Here is a 21,106-nt window from a genome sequence, read left to right as displayed (position 1 = left end):
TTTTATACCTTTTTTATTATGTTTTTTGATATTTTAAAAAGAGTAGAATTTAGATTCTTTAATTTCTAATTTTCTACTCTTTTTTTATAGTTAGAGCTATTTTTTATTGCAACAGCCCCTTTTATATTAATTAATTCTTTTTTATAAAAATAAATGTCTTATCCATACTATATTCTATTTCTGTTTCAAATTTTTTAAAGTAATTTTCTATATCTTCATATAAAGAATCACTTAAAATGCAATCTTCTGATAAGGGTTTAAGTTGCATAGATTGAGCACCACAAGCATCTTTTAGAGATAGTTTGTACCCATATTTACTTATTAAATTATTTATTTCTATAATATTATCAAAAGTAACGATTTTCATATTATTTAGTCCCAAATATTCTATCCCCTGCATCACCAAGACCTGGGTAAATATATTTATGTTCATTTAACCCTTTATCTATAGCTGCAATGTATAAGTTTATATCAGGATGTTTTTTAGTTATAGCTTCAATTCCTTCTGGAGCTCCTATTATAGATAAAACAGAAATATTTTTAACGCCCATCTCTTTTAGATAGTCTATTGTGTAAATTATAGAACCACCAGTAGCAAGCATAGGATCAACGATAAGAACTTTACTTTCTAAAATATTAGTTGGCATTTTAGCGTAATAGTATGTAGGTTCAAAAGTTTCTTCGTTTCTATATACCCCCAAGTGTCCAACTTTTGCGTTTGGTATCAATGCAAGTAATGCATCAACCATTCCAAGACCAGCTCTTAGTATAGGAACTATGGTAACGGGTTCATCTAGAACTAAAGTTTCTGTTTTCTGTATAGGTGTTTCTACATTTATAGTTTTAAGTTTCAAATCTTTAGTTGCCTCATACACCATAAGAGAAGCGATTTCATTTAAACTTTCTCTAAATAATTTAGTATCAGTATTTATGTTTCTTAATATAGAAATTTTATGACTGATTAATGGGTGTTTATATTCAAATACTGCCATTTTATACCTCCTATTTATTTTAAAAAAACAGAATCACTAAAAATAGCAATTCTGCTTTCCACATTATAAATTATATTTTTTCTTGAATTTATCAACTCTACCTGTTTCATCAACAAATTTAGATTTACCAGTATAGAATGGGTGTGAAGTAGAACTTATAGCTACTTTAACTACTGGATATTCTTTTCCTTCAAATTCAACTGTTTCTTTACTTGATTTTGTAGATTTTCCTAAAAATCTTTCACCATTACTTGTATCTTCGAATACAACTAATCTGTATTCTGGATGAATTCCTTTTTTCATTTTGGGACTCCTTTCATAAAAAATTATATATTAAATTTTATGAATATTTTACACTAAAATATGTGTATAAAAATATTTCAAAGTAGTAAAGTTTAAGCGTTTAATGCTTGAACTTTAGTAGCTAATCTTGATTTAGTTCTTGAAGCAGTATTTTTTTTCATAATTCCTTTAGAAACTGCTTTATCTAACTCTTTAAAAGCCACAGATAATGCTGCCTTAGCATCATCAATATTTTTAGAATCAACTGCTGATAATACTTTTTTTACAAAAGTTTTAACTCTGCTTTTAACAGCTTGGTTTCTTAATCTATTTCTTTCACCAATTACGATTCTTTTTTTAGATGATTTAGTATGTGCCATTCTGTTTTCCTCCTTTATACACAATTTTACTATTTATTTTAACATTATACATAAAAAAAAGCAAGTATTTTCTATTAAATTTATTGTTTTTTAGATATATTTTTGGTAAAATTTGATTAAGAAAATAAAAAAGGAAATGATATGATAGAAAAAATATATAATACTCTTTTTGAAAGGTTTAATTTTGAACCAAGAAAAGATCAAATTGAAATGTCATTGTATATAGATGAGAATATGCTTTCAAATAACCCTATTCTTGTAGAAGCTGAAACAGGTTCTGGTAAAACGATGGCATATTTAATACCAACTATATTAAAGGCATTAAATGAAAATAAAAATGTAGTAATTTCAACAAATACTTTAAATTTGCAAGATCAATTATTAAAAAAGGAATTACCTATAATAGAAGAAATTTTTGGTGAAAAAATAGAGTATACTTTAATAAAGGGAAGAAGTAATTATGTCTGTAAAAGAAAATTACAAGAATATTATGATAGAAATAAGAAACCTGAGATATCTAAATTAATTGATGAGATATTTAAAACAAAAAATGGTGATAGATCAGAGCTTAAATCTAATATATCAACTAATATATGGAGTGAAATAGCTTCTGAAAGGGAAACAACTTTATATAAAAAATGTCCATTTTATGAAACTTGCTTTTACTATAATAAAAAAAGAGAAAATGAAAAAGCTAAAGTATTTGTTGTCAATCACCATATATTAATGCTTGATAGGATATTAAGAAATGAATCATCTACATCACTTATTCCAGATTATCAAATTTTAATTATAGATGAAGCACATAATTTAGAAAATGTAGTTAGAAAATATTATTCTTATACTTTTTCTTTTAAAGAAATGTCTAAATGTTTAGGATTATTATACAATAGAAGTGCTAAAAGTGTTGATAAAGCAGGTCTTATTTTAAAAATACTATCTAAAATTGAAGAATATAGCAATAACTTTGAAGTTGATAATTTAAAAGACATACTTATAGATGATATGGACTATATTTATGATAATATTATGAATATTATGAAAATGATAAATGAGAAAATTCCAAATATTAAATTTAATGGGAATCTAACTAATATTTTAAAAAATATAGATTTTAAAAGTATACTTAATAATATAGAATCAAGAATAAAAGAAGTAGATACAAGAATTGGTGAAATAAGTAAATTTTTAGAAAATAATACAGATATAGATAAAGAAAATGAAATGGTATTTTTAAATAATATGATTTCTAAAGTTATATCATTATTTGAAAATCTTAAAATTAATTTTGAATTTAACTTTGATGAGTATATTTATTGGGTTAAAAGTGAAGATGGAGTTTATTTAAATTTAAATACTACACCTTATTATATCGCAGAAAGATTTCATGATGAGTTTATAAAAAAAGTAGAAAGTATGATCCTTGTTTCTGCAACATTAACTACAAATTCAAATTTTGATTATTTAAAACAAAGTTTAGGAATAAAAGAATCTAATGAAAAAATTATTAAATCATCATTTGATTATAAAAATCAGATGAATTTATTGTTGCCTACTAATATTTCTGAACCAAATTCATTAACTTTTAGAGATGAAGCATCTAAGTTTATACTAGATTACACTATTAAAAATAAAGGGAAAACTTTTGTTCTATTTACTTCGTATATAGATTTAGAATACATATCAGAATATTTAAAAAAACATAGTGATTTGAATATTTTAAAACAAGGTGATTATGAAAGGGTAGAATTAATAAGAAAGTTTAAAAAAGAGAAAAAATCAGTACTTTTAGGAACGGATAGTTTCTGGGAAGGTGTAGATATACAAGGAGAAGCCTTAAGTAGTGTTATAATCATGAAAATGCCTTTTCAAGTTCCAGATGATCCTATAGTAAAATCTATCTCTGAAAAATATGGTTCAAGATCGTTTGTTGATTTTCAACTACCTTATGCAATAATTAAACTTAAGCAAGGTGTTGGAAGATTAATTAGATCTAAAAATGATAAAGGTAATGTTATTATACTTGATAAAAGACTATATACAAAAAGCTATGGAAAAATAGTTTTAAAATCACTTCCAAATGCAAATATTGAAATATTAGATTTAGAAAGTATAATTAACTATAATTCACAAATTTAATAATAGATATTATTATAGAATGGGGGAGATTACTTGTAAATACGATGCTTTAAGTTTTTAGGAGAGGGCTTTTATAACAGTATCTCTAATTGTTAAGTCAAATAGAGCCAAAGAAGAAAGAAAAGTAAGAATGAGATAAAATCATTTGATAAATTGTGTTGTTAGGAGTACAATATAAATATATAAAACTTAACAACACAAGGAAGTGATTTACTATGGGTAAATTTTCAGAAAATATAATAAGATTATCTAAGAATAAAACTAGAAGAGAAATAATAGATTATTTATATCAAGAAGGTTTAAAAGGTTGGGTAAATATTAGAAATGATTTTGGAGATAAGTATACTAAATATGTATCTTCTGAATTTAATAGAATTTTATATGAGGCTAAGTATAAAGTTGTTTCTAATATAGAAAATGGGAAACAAATAAATAATTTAGTAGATGAAATAATAAGAAAATCAAAACAAGAACAGGAGCCAGTTTGGTATAAATATTGGTGGACTGAATTATAAAAGGAATTTATAGTTCCTTTTTTTATTACAAAAAATTTTTAAAGGAGGTAAATGGAAGGTTTAGTAACAAGTATAAATATAAAAGATGCTAGAATTTGAAAACAGAATAAATTTATTTAATAGAGTTAATCAATAAGTTGATGGAATGATAACAAAATATATTTAGGATGCTTTTGATAATATAAGTTAAGAAAAATATAAAATTTTATTTTTATCGATTATATAATTAAGTATGTATGGTATTGTTACCTTTAAATTATTAATATTTAATTCAAAGTAAAAGTTTGTATTTTATAATATAAAGTGGTATACTTTAATAATAAAAAAGAGAATTGGAGTATAGATATGAAAATAAATTTTTTAGGTAAAACTTTTGAAGTAAGTATTAAAAGTAATCAAAAATCTAAAAATACTAAAAGTTTTTCAATTTTAAATGACACTAAAACTCATAGAATATTGATATATATTTTAATAGTAAGTATATTTTTTATATTCTCTACACTTAAAAATAATGTTCAAACATATAATATAGGAGATATAGCTAAAAATGATGTTATAGCATATAAAGATCTTACTTATACTAAAGATATATTAGATGATGAATTAAAAGCTAAAATAAAACAGAATACAACTCCTGAATATGATAGAATTGAAGATGTTGATAAAGATGAAATAGATAAGCTAGATCAATTTTTCCAAGATTTAAATCAAGTAGATTTAAATAATGATACTAAAATAAAGGAATTAATATCTATATATGAACTTGATTTAAAAGTATCAGATGTTAGAACAATAGGTATTAATAAAGGAGTAAAATACTATTTATTCTTAATTAATGTATTAAATGAACTATATACAACAGGAATATATAAAACAAGTGATGTAAATAAGATTTTATCTGAAAAACAAATAGTTTTAACAGATGAAGAAAAAAAATTAATTATGAATTTTGTAAAACCAAATCTTGAAATTAATAAAGCTAAGACTCTTAATAAAATAGAAAAAAATATGGAAAGGCTTAAAAATAATGTAGTTTCTATAAAAAAAGGAGATATAATTCTTAGAGAAGGTGGGGTTATAACTGATAGTATATACAATAATCTTGAACATCTGGGTTATATAAATGCTAAAGATGTTTTAACAAGAATATTTGGACAAGTATTACTTTATGCAATAAGTAGTGTAATATTTATAGCTATTTCATATAAATATTTAAGAAAATCTTTCAATTCAAAGAGTTTTTATCCTTTAATTATTACGGTAGCATTAATAGATTTTCTATATTTATTCTTATTTAATAGCTATGATTTAAAATATCTAGCGCCATTTTTATTACTCCCGCTTATTGGTAGTGTACTTGATAAAAATCATTTGTTTATATTCATCATAACCTCGTTTAACTATATATTTGTTTTAGGAGACTATAAGTGGACAGCTATAATACTTTTATTAAGTATAATGGTTATGAATATAAATTCAAATGTTTCAAATAGAAATCAAATAGTAAAAAATAGTATATATATAGGATTGATACAATCGTTTTTTGCTATAGCTTATGGATTTGCATCTAATTCAGATCTTATAGAAATAATACCAAATATTATTGCATCAATAATATCAGGTATATTAACAGGTATATTTTCTTTAGGTTTAATACCATATTTTGAAAATTCATTTAATATACTTACAGATATTAAGTTATTAGAATTATCTAATTTTTCTAATGATTTACTTAAAAATCTATTGCTAGTTTCACCAGGTACTTTCCACCATAGTATAATGGTTGGAGCACTTGCAGAAGCTGGTGCTGAAAGTATAGGTGCAGATTCTATACTTTGTAGAGTTGCATCATATTATCATGATATAGGTAAAATGAAAAGACCAGAATATTTTGTTGAAAATCAATATGGTATAGTTAATCCACATAATAAGTTAAAACCAACACTAAGTGCATTGATTATAACATCACATACTAAAGATGGATATTTTTTAGGTAAACAGTATGGGTTACCTAAAGAAATTTTAGATATTATTTTAGAACATCATGGTACAACTTTAGTTCAATATTTCTATTATAAAGCATTAGAAAGTGGTGAAGAAGTTACAGAAGATAGTTTCAGATACCAAGGACCAAGACCTAGAAGTAAGGAATCAGGAATTATTATGATGGCAGATACTATAGAAGCTGCTGTTCGTGCAAGTAGTGATAAAAGTTACGATTCTATAGAAAAATTAGTTAGATATCTAATTAAATCTAAAATAGAGGATAATCAATTATCTGATTGTAATATAACACTAGGTGAGATAGAAAAGGTTATAAATGCTTTCTTAAATGTACTAAGAGGTATTTATCATGAAAGAATACAATATAAGAATATAAAATAAGATAAAGGGACTTTTGCTCCCTTTTATAGAATATATAATATATGTAGAAAGAGAGACTTTATGACAAATAAAAGTAAAAATATAAATATGTTTTTAATGGATGGAGATGTAACAGGTGTTATAAAATGTACTTTGTCGAATTGGACAGGAATAGTCTATAAAATTCCTAAAACTAAATTAATAAGTGATAATATAAAAAATAGAGATCATTTAAAACAAAGTGGTATATATTTTCTTTTAGGAAAAGATGATGAAAGTGGTGAAGATATTGTATATATAGGTCAAGCAGGAATTAGAAAAAATGGTGAAGGTTTATTATTAAGAATATTAGAACACACAAGGGATAAGCATAATGAGTATTTTAATGAAGTAATAATATTAACTACTCAAAATAATTCTTTTGGTCCTACAGAAATAAGTTATCTTGAAAATAAGTTTACAAATCTTGCAAAAGAATCAGGAAGATATATTGTTATAAATGGGAATGAACCTAATATAGGAAATGTAACAGAAGAAAAAGAAAGTGAACTTGATGAAGTAATAGAAAATACTAAATTAGTAATAGGTACTTTGGGGCATAAGATATTTGTATCTCTTGCTCCAGAAAAACTAAATGATAAAGCTAATGAAGAAATCAATAAAGAATTAGAATTATTTTTAACTAATAAAGAAAAGACAATAAATGCAAAGTGTATTAGAACTAATGAAGGTTTTGTGGTTTTGAAAGACAGTATGATAGCTATGGAAGATGTTGATTATAATAATGAAAGTATTAAAAAAATAAGAAAAGAATTAATTGAAAAAGAAGAAATTGTTGATGGTGTTCTTAAAAAGAATATATTGTTTAATAGTGCTTCTTATGCTTCTGGATTTGCAATAGGATATTCAACTAATGGAAGAACTTATTGGAAAGATATAACAGGAAAAACTTTAAAAGAAATAGAAGAAGAAGAAAATAATATAAAGTTATAAAAGGCAAAGATTAAAATAATTAATGTATACTATTAAAAATATATATTTTACATAATGAATAATTTATGTTATTATTAGTTATACTAGGAATTTTGGAGGAAATAAATATGAATAGAAATGTAGTTGTTAAAGGATTTATGATGGACATGTAAATGAGCTTGTATCTAAATTTAGGTACAGGCTAGTTTGCATGTGCCAACAACTACAAATAAACGGGCACACAGCCCGTTTTTATTTTAAGGAGGGAATATATGTCATATTTGAAATTTGATAATATAACTAAAGAATTTTCAGGTAAATTGGCAGTAAATAATGTTAATTTTGATATAGAAAAAGGAGAGGTGTTTGGAATAATAGGTTTATCAGGAGCAGGTAAATCTACTCTAATACGTATGATTAATAAATTAGAGACACCTACAAAGGGGAGCATATATTTAGAAGGTAAAAATATATTTGAGTTTGGTAAATATGAAACACGTGATTATAGAAAGAAAACTGCGATGATATTTCAAAGTTTTAATCTTTTATCATCAAGAACTGTTTTTGAAAATATAGCACTACCTTTGGAAATTTCTAAAACACCTACTAAATATATCAAGGAAGAAGTAAAAGATTTGCTTAAATTAGTAGGACTTGAAGAATTTTCTGATAAATACGTAAATAATCTAAGTGGAGGACAAAAACAAAGAGTTGCTATAGCTCGTGCATTAGCTACAAAACCAGATATATTATTATCTGATGAGTCGACTTCAAGTTTAGACCCTATAACTTCCAATTCTATACTTGAATTATTAAAAGATATTAATGTTAAACTTGGAATAACGATAATATTAATAACACATCAAATGGAAGTTATTAAAAAAGTATGTGATAGAGTTGCTGTTATGAAATCTGGAAGTATAATAGAACTTTCAACTGTAAAGGAATTATTTGTAAGTCCTAAAACAGAACTTGCAAGAAATTTAATAAGTGATTTAAAATTAGAGGTTCAAAAAGGAAAGAAAAATACTCTTAAATTAATATTTGATGGAGAACAATCGGATATGCCTTATGTATCTATACTTACAAGAAAGTTTAATGTAGATGTAAATATATTAGGAGGATCTATAGATACTTTATCGCATGGTATAAAGGTTGGTCATCTAATATTAGAAATTGAAGCTGATAGTTTAGAAGAACCTATTAATTGGTTAAGCAAGCATAAAATAAAGGTTGAGGTGATATAAATGATATTAAAAGCAATACTAGAAACTATATATATGATATTTGCTTCAATGTTTATAGCAAGTATAATAGGTATGCCTATTGGAATTTATTTATCAATAAGTAAAAAAGGTGGAATAAAGGAAAATTCAATAGTAAATAGAATACTTGACTTACTAATAGTAAATATAACAAGGTCTATACCATTTGTTGTATTGATAGTGTTATTAATACCGCTTTCAAGATTTTTTGTAGGTAAGTCTTATGGAACAACCGCTTTTATAATCCCTCTTTCTATAGGTACTGCACCATTTGTTGCAAGAATATTAGAAAATTCATTAAATGAAGTAAGTTATGGATTAATAGAAGCAGGAATTTCTATGGGAGCAAGTACTAAGGATATAATATTTAAAATATTAATTCCAGAAGCTACTCCAAGTATTATAAATGGAATTACTTTAACTTTAATATCACTAGTTGGATATTCAGCTATTGCAGGTATTATTGGAGGTGGAGGACTTGGAGATTTAGCAGTTGTTCAAGGATTCCAAAGAGGTAATTATAAATTAATGTATTTATCAACATTGTTATTGATAATATTAGTTCAAATAATACAATTTATAGGGACTAATGTAGTAAAAAAAATAGAAGAAAAGAGAGGAAGATGATTATGTTCAAAAAATTTATTGCAGTATTAGCAGCAGGGGTACTTTTATTATCGTGTGGAGGTAATGGAAGTGAAAAAAAAGAGGCTACAGGTGAATTACAAAAATTAGTTTTAGGAGTTTCTCCAGTTCCACATCAAGAATTAGCAGAACTTGTTAAAGATGATTTAAAAGCAGAAGGTATTGATTTAGAAATAGTAGTATTTAATGATTATGTTCAACCTAATTTACAGTTAAAAGATAAAAGTATAGATGCTAACTTCTTCCAACATGTACCTTACATGGAAGAATTTGGAAAAGCAAATAATATAGATATGGTTAGTGTTGGTGGAATTCATTTAGAACCTTTAAAAGCTTATTCAGATAAAATTAAATCTATAGAAGAATTAAAAGATGGAGATGAAGTTTTAATACCTAATGATCCATCTAACCGTGGAAGATCTTTAATATTACTTGATTCATTTGGTGTTATTAAATTAAAAGATAAAACAAAACTTGATGCTTCAGTTAATGATATAGCAGAAAATCCTAAAAATCTTAAATTTACTGAATTAAATTCAGAACAAATAGCTCCAAGATTATCAGAAGTAGCATTAGCTTTAATTAATACTAATAATGCATTAGCTGCAGGAATTAATAAAGATAAAGCTATACTTGTAGAAGGAAAAGATTCACCTTATGTTAATATAATTACAGTATTAAAAGAAAATGAAAATGATGAAAGAGTTGCAAAACTTGTTAAAGCATTAAGAAGTGAAAAAGTTAAGAAATTTATAGAAGAAAAATATAATGGTGAAGTAACAGCAGCATTTTAAAAAAACTAGGGTAACCTAGTTTTTCTTTTAAAATAACAAAAAAATTATTAATTTATTAAAAGTAGAGATTTAATTTCTACTTTTTTTCTAAGATAAATTTAGTAGAGTTAAAATGATAATGATGCTATGATTATAAATATTAAAATAGAATATTTGTTGATTTTGATACTAATAAAATTTTAGGAATATCTCCATATTTGAGAAGTGATGTAATGATAAATAGATTTTCTAACTATTCTGATAGTGATAGTGTATATAATCAACACGATTATGTTATTTATAAAGTTCATGAAGAAATATTGTATAAAATATACTATAAAAATAAGGGTAAAGTTTTATAGGAAATAGAAAAATTATTACCTCATTGTGATTTGAAAGGTAAATATTCAATAGATATAAAGTTCAAAGTATCAAAAATACTAATAGTACCATCAGAAAAAATATATCGAGCATAAAAAAAGCAAGAAAAAGTTATGATAAAAGTATTAGAGCATAGCAACAAGTTTTTAAATATGGTGAATTTGTTTTAGATGAATTTAAACATTTAAACTGGGATGATGAATATGAAATTGGACAATTTGAAAAATAGAAAAGAGGATAAAATGAAAATTTTGATTGTAATTTTAGTTATAATATTAAATAATATTATGAATATAATTTTGATAGATAAAGAAAAATTAAAAGTAGATGATAAAAATGAAGTAGTGAAATATAAAAAGGAGATATATAAAATAATAATGGATAATATAATATTGATAATATTATTATTGATGTCTTGGAAATTAAGTATAGATTTTCTATTTAATATATCAGAAATTTATTTTGCTCTTTTTGTTTTTATAGATAAGATAATAAAAATAGGGATTAAAAAAATTGAAATTGTAAAATATTATGCTTCAATAATTTTTTATTGTTATTAACTATACAAAAAATAATATATTAGATAATATTAAATTTTAATTATTTATGTCTTAAATTATTAATTTTAAACTTTTAAAAATATATAAAATTTATGGTTTATATAAAAAATATATATTTGACTTATGTTTTTTCTAAGTGTATACTAAGTACAATAAGTTCTGGAACAATAGAAATAAGGAGGTATAAATGAGTAGTAAAATAAAGTATATATTGAAAATTTTATTTTTTATTTTTACTATGTGTTATGGATTTTTATTTAATAATGACTATCTTTATCATACGATAGTTATTTTATGTATCTTTGATTTAATGATTTGCTTATTTAAGTATAAACAAAATAAAAATATAATAAACAAAATTAATTCGATTTTAGTTATAAAACCTGTTATATTTTGGATAATATTGATATTTAAATATATGTTTTAGGAGGGAAAAATGAAAAAATCAATTATAATTGCGTTAATATTTTGTGTTCCATTTATTAGTTTATCTAATGTAGAAAATAATCAGCAAGAGATAAAACCGGTTAATTTAAATGAACCTAAATTACCAGAAGAAAAACCATTAAAACCTGAATTTGAAATACCTAAAGATGAGTTTTTAGGTGAAAAAGGGAGAGAAAATGGACGTAAAGTTGGAGAATTTATAGCAGGAACAGTAGGAGTTGCTACTCCTTATATTACTGGAGAAGTTGGAAGTTTAATAGAGGATGGATATAAAGCGGTAAAAAAGAAAATAGAAGAATCTAAGGCTGAAAAAGAAGAAAAAGAAAGACAAGAACAAGAAAAAAAGAAAGGGAAGCAGCTAACAGATATATACCGCAGTATACTATGGCAATGCCAGAATGGAAAAGAGAACTTGATAAAGCTCTAGGTAATGAAGTTAAAATAACAGATAAAGCATTGAAAGGTGAAAAATTTAGTAATAAAGATAAATTTTTACCTTTAAATGAAAAAGAGATTAATAAAAACATTAAAGAAAATTTAGAAAATAAAAATAATGATAAAAAAAAATAAAAAATATAAATTTTTAGTACTGACTCCAAAAAGTTGGACAAATTAATTTAACTAACTAATAAGAATTGATTTCTGTAAGAAGCAGGAGTTAATCCTTTTAATTTTTCCTTTATTCTTTTATTATTGTAATAATATATATAATCTTCTATTGCTTCCTTCAATTCTTCTAATGTCTTGTATTTTTATTCTTGTTCATAAAACATTTCTGATTTTAACAACCCAAAGAAACATTCCATTAATCCATTATCTAAACTATTTCCTTTTCTTGACATACTTTGAGTTATCTTCTTCTCTTTCAATTTTTCTTGATATGAATAATGCTGATATTGCCATCCTTGATCACTATGAAATATCAAATTTTCATAATTTTCATTTTCTTTAAATGCCAAATTTAACATATGATTTATCTGCTCTAAGTTAGGACTGCGTGAAATATCATATGAAACTATATATCTTCCATAAGCATCTAATATTGGTGATAAGTATAACTTTTCTCCTCTTAAATTAAATTCTGTCACATCTGTAAACCATTTTTGATTTGGAGCTGTTGCTTCAAAATTTCTTTTAATATGGTTATTAGCTATCTTTCCTATAAGACCTTTGTATGAAGAATATTTTCTTTTTTTACGGATAATACTTTGTAAATTAAGTTTCTTCATAAGTCTTTGTACTTTTTTATGATTAATATTTAAACCTTGATTTTTTAATTCCAATGTTACTCTACGATAACCGTATCTTCCTTTATTTACATAGTAAATTTCTTTAAGTTTTTCAATAATATCTTTATTCTTCTCATCAATATCTTTTTTATTAATATAGTAATAATATACTGATCTTGATATTCCAGCAATCTTTAATAACATTTTGAAAGGATATTTAGCTCTAAGTTCGGCTATTACTCTTACTTTTTCTTCTCTTTTAGCTCCCTTTCTTGAACTAGAGCTCTCAATTTTTTTAAGTATTCATTTTCAGCTTTTAGATAAAGTAGTTCATCTTCCAATTGTTTAATTTTTTCTTTTTCAGATAATGTTTTATTATTTTTCTTAGGTTTAGTCATAGATTTAGGTTTCCTTCCTTTTTTCTTTTCTATAACATTATACCCATTTTCTTTAAATTTTGAAAGCCAATTATGTAAAATACCAGAAGATACTAAACCAATATCAAGAGCAACATAATTAATAGACTCATGACTAATTAAAATTCTATTAATTATTTGTAGTTTAAAATCTTTAGAATATGTTCTATTTTTATCTTTTCTTAAAATATCATATCCATGTTTTTTAATTAAAGTAATTAAATATCTAATATTAGATTCATGAACATCAAAAGCTTTAGTTAAAGAAGAAATTGTTTCTCCTTTTTTCCTTCTTTCATATATTTCAATTTTATCTTTTATTGTTAATTTACTCATAAAAAAAACTGCACCTCCAATCTTGTGTCCAAGATTATGGGTGCAGTTCATTATTCTATTTGTGGACAGCTCCTTTATTTTTAGTAGAAAAATAGAGTTATATTATGAACTACAAAGAAATGAGAAATACACTAGAACAAATGGTAAACGAAAATCACGAAGATTTTGCAAAGGCACTAATTAGTTTTGAAAAAGGTATCAATGATAAAGATACCTTGGATAGGTTGTACCAGGAGTATATGGATAATGACAGTATGAGCTTACTTAATGATGAATTTGATTACTTGATTGACGAACTCAGAGAAAATGGACAGATTAAAGAAAGTGTAGCAATTGAAAAAGAAGATAATGATTTGGTGAATATTGTTGGAAATATAGTAGGTGAGGTTGAAGCAATTGAAAGAGAAAATAAGAATGGAGAAGCCTTTAAAGTGGTTAATTTCTCAGTTGTGTCAAAAGACGATGAGGGAAATAAGACTTATACAAATTGTTCGGCTTATGGAGATAAGGGAGATATTTCAAAGGATTTTAAGCAAGGAGACTTGGTAAAGCTTTTTGGTCAGGTAAGAACATCCATTGATGATAATGGAAAAGAGCATACTAATTTTAGAATCATATCGTCTAAGCTTTTAAAAGCAAAGGAATAGATGAAAAACCAAGAAGAAAAGAAAGAATCTGTACTTTGGACAATAAAAAAATATAATGCTGAAGAAAAAGCAAAACCTATTGAGAAGAAAGAAGCTTCAAAGGAAACTGAGAGATAAGTATTTGTGTAACTTATTGTATGTAGACATATTGTATGAAAAAGTGGTATGCTGACAAAAAGGAGGATAGCTATGGATATATATAAAATATTTGCAAATAATGTAAAGAAAAATCGATTGAAACAATCATTGTCACAAGAAGAACTAGCATTTAAAGCTGGTTTGCATCGTACTTATATTAGTGATATAGAGCGAGAAAAACGAAGTATATCTCTAGGCAATATTCAGAAAATTTCTATAGCCCTTAAAATTGAACCATATGAATTATTTTTAAAGGAGGATGCTGAGAATGATTAGCACTTTAGAAGATTTTAAAAGAAAAATGGATGAAATAAGCATCGATGGATGGATTAAGACACATAGAAGTGGTCCTACAGGAATAGGTAAGACATTGGAAGATTTATTAGGTATCAACGAAAACAATGCAGCAGAACCTGATTTCGGGGTATACGAATTAAAAGCAGCTAGAGATACAGATTCGAGTATGTTAACACTTTTTACCAAAACTCCAAAGCCACCAAGAATCAATAATTATTTGTTAAATACATATGGTTATACAAGTGATAATTATGATAATGAAAAAAAGGTTTTACATACTACTTTGTCAGCAAATATACAATCAAGAATAGCTGATACGGGTCAAACTTTAGGCATTAAGTGTTTAGATGAAAAGATTAGCCTAATTGGAAATAGTACAATTGAGGAGGCTTATTGGGAAAGAGAGCAATTAAGGAAGGCGTTTTATAAAAAATATAAGCATACATTGGTATATGTAAAGGCAAAATCAAGAAATATAGGGAAAAATGAAGAATTCCTTTTTTATGAAGCGTATGAACTATCTGATTTTGACTATGAAGGACTTATGGACTTATTAGAAAAAGGAGTAGTAAAAATAGATATTCGTATAGGGCAGTACCCAGATGGTAGGGCTCATGATCATGGTACAGGTTTTAGGATACATCCTCAATATTTTGATGAATTATTTATGAAAAAAGTAAAAATTTGGTCTAGATAAAACTAAAAAGGTAAGCATCACGATTGGTTATTTAACCAGATTAAAGATGCTTACCAATTATTTTTTTAGAGAGAGTATAATCTACACTTTTCGTAGAACTACGATGAATTCATTTGTCATTGTAGTGACAGTTTTTCCTTTTTCGTTAGTTGGTGAATTAAGTGATGGCATAACCTTATTATGGATATTCCTTGTAAATGTTGTTACATGGTGTAAATTGTGTTCTTTTGCAAGCTCAACTAATATTTCATCAGTTTTCAAATATACACCTTTGACAGTCCTATTTCCAACTACCCAAAATTGATAGGTATTTATTTTGGATTTTTGTGAGCATTTACTTAGACAAGAATTTAGGTCGTTATAAAAGCTATATACATCACCGCTTCTTTTTATATCGAGTGCTGATATTTTCTGTAGTGCGTCTCCTAAGGTTGGACTACATAAATCGAATTCAAATCCATTATTAAAATTCTTACCACCTAATAATTCTTTATCAATCTTATTAATGTCAATATCTAAGGAATTTTCATCTAGCCCAACCCATTGCAATGATAGTTTGCTAAATTCCCCATAGGCAACAGTTGTTCTACTATCGCCATATGGAGGTGATGTTATGATTAAGTCTATTGAATTATTTGGTATGGTTGTGAGAAATCTAGTATCATCAAGAGTTGTTTTAACAATAGAATTATTATTATTTACTATTTTATAAAATTCATCCATTCTAGATATATTTTTATCGACTATTTCAAAGAATACATTCAAAACATTTGGATTAAAAGAAGGTAATTTCTTCTTATCGATTCTATACATTTTAAATTCACCATTTCTTTTATTAGATGCTAATCGTATGGTTTCACTTAAAGAAATCATAAAAAAATTTTTTATTTTTAAATCAGGCATTGTTTCCAACACGTTTTTTATAATTTGGATATGTAAAACTACATTAGGCTTAAACCAATACCCTAAGTTTTTGAAATCAGGAAGTGTTGTTACAATTTCTGTAGAAAATCCGTGTTGAATCATAAAATCCTTTAAAAATTCTTTTGCGTTGTCTCCCCAACCATGTTTATCGTATATATTAATATTATTTTCGATTATATAATTTTCTAATGAAGAGATAATATTAGAATTCTCGCTAATTAATTCTTCAATCCTTTCTTTCATTAAATTATGCCATTTTAAAAGCTCAGATTTATCTAAAACTTTAGTTTTTACTTTTGTGAGAATTATAGAAAGTGGATTTAAGTCAGTTGCATATACAGTTGGTATATTGGCAATCATACCTTCTACGGGAACTGTTCCTGATCCAGAAAATGGATCAAAAAGAGAATTTATTGTATAAATATCTTTCATCTTTTTTATTATATTTCTACTTATAGGATAGATCATTGTTGCTGGATAGGAATGAAAACCATGAGTTAATTCACGTGTATCTTCTGATTTGAAATCCCAAAAATCAGCAGGTAAATTTTCAATCCAATTTATTATCTTTTTATCATTATCAGTTTCTTTTTTTTTCATTTGAACTTTTTCTCCAGTATTATACTTATTATTTGATTTATTTTTGATTTTTAACTCGACTGTACAAATAGTATCGTTGTGCCATCCTCCATGAGGAACAAGAAGGATTTTTGTTTTTTTAAAACCGTACGCCATTCCTATACCGCCACTATTCCATCCAAAAGTTATAATTTTTCCGCCAATCTTTAATATACGGGATATTTCCTTTTTGTGATTAGACCAAAAGGAGGCTTTTGTTGTGTCCCAAGTAACGTTATAACCTACATCGTTATAGCATTCACTAACTTGCCTAGGTGAATAGGGTGGGTCGTACAGTATTCCATCAATAGAATTATCATTAAATAATTTAAAAAAATCTAGTGCGTCAAGATGGTAATCTGTATCAAACTCTTGATTTAGGTCATTTGTGATTGTCGCAAATTTATTATTATTCGCAAAAGGATCTATCCACAAACCATCAGTTAGTTCTTCAGATATAAGTTCTTTTATTGGTTTAATGCTAAATGTGTTTTTGTTTGGCATTGCCCATTTGCGTATTAAAACTGGTTCTTCTGGAAAATGAATATGGTTAACTTTTTCTTTATCGCTTTTAACTCTTGCGTCATCTGGTTTTTTTGCATCTGTTGGAATAGCCCAACTCCATCCGAATTTGATTGCACCATCTATTCTATTTTCATTGCATAATTTAGTGATTCTTCTTTCACTTATTCCCCACAAGCATGACGCTTCTTTTATGGTTATGTACGACATATTTTCACCTCCAACTTTATTATATTCTTTTTTCAGAATAATAGCAAGGTTTATTTATATCATTTAGTTTGAAAAATTAAACTTTTATATGATATAATAATAAAAAAGTATGAAAGAAAAGGCGATTTGTAATGAAATTGAGCTATAAGAAACTGTGTAAACTATTGATTGATAGAGATATAAAGCATAAAGATTTTATCGATAAAACGGGGATTAGTAGAAGTACATTTTATAAATTAAAGAAAGATGAAAATGTAACTACAGATGTGATATTAAAAATATGCGAGGAGCTTAATTGTGATATATCTGAAATTATGGAATGTATAGATTAGGGAGGAGTTTTATGTCGGAAATGAAATATGAAATTACAATACATGGAGATAAGGATGGATTCATTCAAATGAAATGCCCATCATATGGTGAAAAGTTTATGATTTCTATTGATGATTATGAAAATGAAGATTTAATTGAATTATGGTGTCCTCAGTGTGGCTTGATTCATAAAAGTTATATTGATGATGATATAGAAGAATTAGCAAACAGGATTATAGAAAATTCAGTTAAGGATCTATTGAATGGGTTTTCAAAGAATTTAGAGAAAACTTTTAAAAATAATAAGTTCATAAAAGTTAAAGTAGGGAAAAAATTAAAAAAAGAAGCAGAATTGTACTGACCCCAAAAAGTTGGACAAATTAATTTAACTAACTAATAAGGATTGATTTCTGTAAGAAGCAGGAGTTAATCCTTTTAATTTTTCCTTTATTCTTTTGTTATTGTAATAATATATATAATCTTCTATTGCTTCCTTCAATTCTTCTAATGTCTTGTATTTTTCTTCTTGTTCATAAAACATTTCTGATTTTAACAACCCAAAGAAACATTCCATTAATCCATTATCTAAACTATTTCCTTTTCTTGACATACTTTGAATTATCTTCTTCTCTTTCAATTTTTCTTGATATGAATAATGCTGATATTGCCATCCTTGATCACTATGAAATATCAAATTCTCATAATTTTCATTTTCTTTAAATGCTAAATTTAACATATGATTTATCTGCTCTAAGTTAGGACTACGTGAAATATCATATGAAACTATATATCTTCCATAAGCATCTAATATTGGTGATAAGTATAACTTTTCTCCTCTTAAATTAAATTCTGTCACATCTGTAAACCATTTTTGATTTGGAGCTGTTGCTTCAAAATTTCTTTTAATATGGTTATCAGCTATCTTTCCTATAAGACCTTTGTATGAAGAATATTTTCTTTTTTTACGGATAATACTTTGTAAATTAAGTTTCTTCATAAGTCTTTGTACTTTTTTATGATTAATATTTAAACCTTGATTTTTTAATTCCAATGTTACTCTGCGATAACCGTATCTTCCTTTATTTACATAGTAAATTTCTTTAAGTTTTTCAATGATATCTTTATTCTTCTCATCAATATCTTTTTTATTAATATAGTAATAATATACTGATCTTGATATTCCAGCAATCTTTAATAACATTCTGAAAGGATATTTAGCTCTAAGTTCGGCTATTACTCTTACTTTTTCTTCTCTTTTAGCTCCCTTTCTTGAACTAGAGCTCTCAATTTTTTTAAGTATTCATTTTCAGCTTTTAGATAAAGTATTTCATCTTCCAATTGTTTAATTTTTTCTTTTTCAGATAATGTTTTATTATTTTTCTTAGGTTTAGTCATAGATTTAGGTTTCCTTCCTTTTTTCTTTTCTATAACATTATACCCATTTTCTTTAAATTTTGAAAGCCAATTATGTAAAATACCAGAAGATACTAAACCAATATCAAGAGCAACATAATTAATAGACTCATGACTAATTAAAATTCTATTAATTATTTGTAGTTTAAAATCTTTAGAATAAGTTCTATTTTTATCTTTTCTTAAAATATCATATCCATGTTTTTTAATTAAAGTAATTAAATATCTAATATTAGATTCATGAACATCAAAAGCTTTAGTTAAAGAAGAAATTGTTTCTCCTTTTTTCCTTCTTTCATATATTTCAATTTTATCTTTTCTTGTTAATTTACTCATAAAAAAACTGCACATCCAATCTTGTGTCCAAGATTATGGGTGCAGTTCAGGTAATCTAGTTTTTCTTTTAAAATAACAAAAAAATTATTAATTTATTAAAAGTAGAGATTTAATTTCTACTTTTTTTCTAAGATAAATTTAGTAGAGTTAAAATGATAATTATGCTATAATTATAAATATTAAAATAGGAGGTTTAACTTGGCTAAAAAAGAATTTACATTAAATAGATTTTTACCTTTAATACATATATTTACTGTATTTATTACAGTTTTACTTGCTTTTAAAATAGGAGTATTTTTTCTACCTTTTGTATTAGCTTTAGGTGTTGTAACATTAACAAGACCTGTTTCAAATTATTTACAACACAAACTTAAGTGGAGTAAGAAACTTTCAAATGGTATAGTAATTACATCGTTTTATTTGATAATATCAGCACTAATATTAGTATTGTTGATAGTATCTTTTTCAGAGCTATATTCATTTATTAACTGGCTTATATCAAATATAGGGAATTCTAAAGACTATATTACTGATATTTTAAATCAATTTGATGGTTTTAAAATTATACTTCCTGAATTTGTTCAACTTAGTTTAAAAAATGGTTTAAATTATTTAGTAACTAAAATGACAGGCTTCAGTATAAGTTTTTTAAATTACTTATTATCATTAACACTTAATTTACCAATATTATTAGTATATTTAATAATAACTATAACTGCTACATATTTAATGGCAAATGATACAGAAGCAGTTTATGATTTTTTTGATAAACAATTTCCAAAGTCTTGGATTAATAAATTTGATTTAATTAGAATAGACGTTTTTTCAGTAGCATATAAGTATTTTAAATCACAATTAATACTAGTATTATTGTGTTTTGTTGAATTATTTATAGGGTTTAGTGTTATAAGTTTAATTTTTGGTAAAATAAATTATGTATTAATGTTAGCTATATTGATAGCTTTAGTAGATGCATTGCCTATATTAGGAACAGGATCAGTTTTAATACCTTGGTCTATATACTTGATTGCAACGTCTCAAATAGGTATGGGTATGGCAATAATAATACTTTATCTAATAGTATGGGTTTTAAGAGCAATAATGGAACCAAAAGTATTAAGTGCTAATTTAAGCATAAATCCATTAATATCACTTATATCATTATTTGTAGGATTTAAATTATTTGGAGTTTTAGGATTCCTTTATGGACCAATAATATTTACTGTAATGACTATAGTATTTGAAGATGAAATAAAAAATGGATTCTTTAAAATTCTATCAGGAGAAGTAAATTAA

The 21,106-nt window shown here is 25.3% G+C and carries 23 protein-coding genes and 1 pseudogene; 17 read left to right on the top strand and 7 right to left on the bottom strand.

Features of this window, described 5'->3' with window-relative positions:
* Positions 1-130: 130 nt before the first annotated feature.
* The 4 genes from AYC59_RS03295 to rpsT all read right to left on the bottom strand — a co-directional run bounded on the left by AYC59_RS03295 (position 131) and on the right by rpsT (position 1,654).
* Positions 131-367, bottom strand: coding sequence for an RDAC family protein (locus AYC59_RS03295; protein WP_156445469.1), 237 nt, complete (start codon positions 365-367; stop codon positions 131-133).
* Position 368: 1 nt separating this feature from the next.
* Complete coding sequence (gene upp / locus AYC59_RS03290; protein WP_066895167.1) at positions 369-992, bottom strand: uracil phosphoribosyltransferase; 624 nt, start codon at positions 990-992, stop codon at positions 369-371.
* A gap of 63 nt (positions 993-1,055) precedes the next feature.
* Positions 1,056-1,295 carry a type B 50S ribosomal protein L31 gene (locus AYC59_RS03285; RefSeq protein WP_066895165.1) on the bottom strand — a complete coding sequence of 80 codons (240 nt, stop codon included), beginning with the start codon at positions 1,293-1,295 and terminating at the stop codon, positions 1,056-1,058.
* Between the two features lie 92 nt (positions 1,296-1,387).
* Entirely contained in the window at positions 1,388-1,654 is a 267-nt protein-coding gene (gene rpsT / locus AYC59_RS03280; RefSeq protein WP_066895163.1) for a 30S ribosomal protein S20, read from the bottom strand.
* A 141-nt stretch (positions 1,655-1,795) separates the two neighbouring features.
* Between rpsT and AYC59_RS03275 the strand changes: the two genes are divergently transcribed.
* From AYC59_RS03275 to AYC59_RS03225, 11 genes are all read left to right on the top strand, one after another.
* On the top strand, positions 1,796-3,793 hold the full coding sequence (locus AYC59_RS03275) for an ATP-dependent DNA helicase (protein WP_066895161.1): 1,998 nt from the start codon (positions 1,796-1,798) through the stop codon (positions 3,791-3,793).
* 215 nt (positions 3,794-4,008) lie between these two features.
* Positions 4,009-4,308, top strand: a complete 300-nt coding sequence (locus AYC59_RS03270; RefSeq protein WP_066895160.1) for a hypothetical protein — start codon at positions 4,009-4,011, stop codon at positions 4,306-4,308.
* Positions 4,309-4,653: 345 nt separating this feature from the next.
* A complete protein-coding gene (locus tag AYC59_RS03265; RefSeq protein ID WP_066895158.1) occupies positions 4,654-6,693 on the top strand; it encodes an HD family phosphohydrolase in 2,040 nt (679 codons plus the stop codon).
* A 60-nt stretch (positions 6,694-6,753) separates the two neighbouring features.
* On the top strand, positions 6,754-7,665 hold the full coding sequence (locus tag AYC59_RS03260; protein WP_066895157.1) for a GIY-YIG nuclease family protein: 912 nt from the start codon (positions 6,754-6,756) through the stop codon (positions 7,663-7,665).
* Positions 7,666-7,916: 251 nt separating this feature from the next.
* A complete protein-coding gene (locus tag AYC59_RS03255) occupies positions 7,917-8,891 on the top strand; it encodes a methionine ABC transporter ATP-binding protein (protein WP_066895155.1) in 975 nt (324 codons plus the stop codon).
* Positions 8,892-9,536: a methionine ABC transporter permease gene (locus tag AYC59_RS03250; RefSeq protein ID WP_066895153.1), complete on the top strand. Its 645-nt coding sequence runs from the start codon at positions 8,892-8,894 to the stop codon at positions 9,534-9,536.
* A gap of 2 nt (positions 9,537-9,538) precedes the next feature.
* Positions 9,539-10,348 carry a MetQ/NlpA family ABC transporter substrate-binding protein gene (locus AYC59_RS03245; protein WP_066895151.1) on the top strand — a complete coding sequence of 270 codons (810 nt, stop codon included), beginning with the start codon at positions 9,539-9,541 and terminating at the stop codon, positions 10,346-10,348.
* A gap of 212 nt (positions 10,349-10,560) precedes the next feature.
* Positions 10,561-10,689 (top strand): hypothetical protein, encoded by a 129-nt coding sequence (locus AYC59_RS08215; protein WP_281177379.1) that lies wholly within the window; start codon positions 10,561-10,563, stop codon positions 10,687-10,689.
* A 261-nt stretch (positions 10,690-10,950) separates the two neighbouring features.
* Entirely contained in the window at positions 10,951-11,268 is a 318-nt protein-coding gene (locus AYC59_RS03240; RefSeq protein WP_066895149.1) for a hypothetical protein, read from the top strand.
* A 436-nt stretch (positions 11,269-11,704) separates the two neighbouring features.
* Positions 11,705-12,142, top strand: a complete 438-nt coding sequence (locus AYC59_RS03230) for a hypothetical protein (RefSeq protein WP_066895145.1) — start codon at positions 11,705-11,707, stop codon at positions 12,140-12,142.
* Positions 12,100-12,285, top strand: coding sequence for a hypothetical protein (locus AYC59_RS03225; RefSeq protein ID WP_066895143.1), 186 nt, complete (start codon positions 12,100-12,102; stop codon positions 12,283-12,285). Before AYC59_RS03230 ends, AYC59_RS03225 begins: the two co-directional genes overlap by 43 nt.
* Before the next feature lie 47 nt (positions 12,286-12,332).
* On the opposite strand, the pseudogene AYC59_RS07550 reads toward AYC59_RS03225, so the two are convergent.
* Positions 12,333-13,696, bottom strand: a pseudogene (locus AYC59_RS07550) (IS3 family transposase).
* Between the two features lie 104 nt (positions 13,697-13,800).
* On the opposite strand from AYC59_RS07550, the gene AYC59_RS03210 reads away from it, so the two are divergent.
* The 3 genes from AYC59_RS03210 (at position 13,801) to AYC59_RS03200 (ending at position 15,475) form a co-directional block, all read left to right on the top strand.
* On the top strand, positions 13,801-14,343 hold the full coding sequence (locus tag AYC59_RS03210; protein ID WP_066895137.1) for a DNA-binding protein: 543 nt from the start codon (positions 13,801-13,803) through the stop codon (positions 14,341-14,343).
* 189 nt (positions 14,344-14,532) lie between these two features.
* Positions 14,533-14,757, top strand: a complete 225-nt coding sequence (locus AYC59_RS03205; RefSeq protein WP_066895135.1) for a helix-turn-helix domain-containing protein — start codon at positions 14,533-14,535, stop codon at positions 14,755-14,757.
* A complete protein-coding gene (locus AYC59_RS03200; protein WP_066895133.1) occupies positions 14,750-15,475 on the top strand; it encodes an MvaI/BcnI family restriction endonuclease in 726 nt (241 codons plus the stop codon). The genes AYC59_RS03205 and AYC59_RS03200 overlap by 8 nt, the downstream gene beginning before the upstream one ends.
* 81 nt (positions 15,476-15,556) lie before the next feature.
* Here AYC59_RS03200 and AYC59_RS08140 read toward each other — a convergent pair whose 3' ends face one another.
* Positions 15,557-17,749 (bottom strand): site-specific DNA-methyltransferase, encoded by a 2,193-nt coding sequence (locus AYC59_RS08140; protein ID WP_169792218.1) that lies wholly within the window; start codon positions 17,747-17,749, stop codon positions 15,557-15,559.
* A gap of 131 nt (positions 17,750-17,880) precedes the next feature.
* On the opposite strand from AYC59_RS08140, the gene AYC59_RS03190 reads away from it, so the two are divergent.
* Both AYC59_RS03190 and AYC59_RS03185 read left to right on the top strand, forming a co-directional pair.
* Positions 17,881-18,081, top strand: coding sequence for a helix-turn-helix domain-containing protein (locus tag AYC59_RS03190; protein WP_066895132.1), 201 nt, complete (start codon positions 17,881-17,883; stop codon positions 18,079-18,081).
* Positions 18,082-18,092: 11 nt separating this feature from the next.
* The gene (locus tag AYC59_RS03185) at positions 18,093-18,422 is read left to right on the top strand and encodes a hypothetical protein (RefSeq protein WP_082752647.1); all 330 of its coding nucleotides are present in this window, start codon (positions 18,093-18,095) and stop codon (positions 18,420-18,422) included.
* A 24-nt stretch (positions 18,423-18,446) separates the two neighbouring features.
* On the opposite strand, the gene AYC59_RS07545 is transcribed toward AYC59_RS03185, so the two are convergent.
* Positions 18,447-19,810, bottom strand: a protein-coding gene (locus tag AYC59_RS07545; protein ID WP_211260004.1) for an IS3 family transposase whose coding sequence is annotated in 2 segments (ribosomal slippage) — positions 18,447-19,303 and positions 19,303-19,810 — 1,365 coding nt in all. Because the reading frame shifts where the segments join, the coding sequence is not laid out codon by codon here.
* A 198-nt stretch (positions 19,811-20,008) separates the two neighbouring features.
* On the opposite strand from AYC59_RS07545, the gene ytvI reads away from it, so the two are divergent.
* Positions 20,009-21,106, top strand: coding sequence for a sporulation integral membrane protein YtvI (gene ytvI / locus AYC59_RS03170; RefSeq protein ID WP_066895126.1), 1,098 nt, complete (start codon positions 20,009-20,011; stop codon positions 21,104-21,106).

The organism is Pseudostreptobacillus hongkongensis, assembly GCF_001559795.1.
Classification (GTDB): Bacteria; Fusobacteriota; Fusobacteriia; order Fusobacteriales; family Leptotrichiaceae; genus Pseudostreptobacillus; species Pseudostreptobacillus hongkongensis.
The sequence above is the reverse complement of the archived record's forward strand: the minus strand, read 5'-3'. Positions and strand labels throughout refer to the sequence as shown.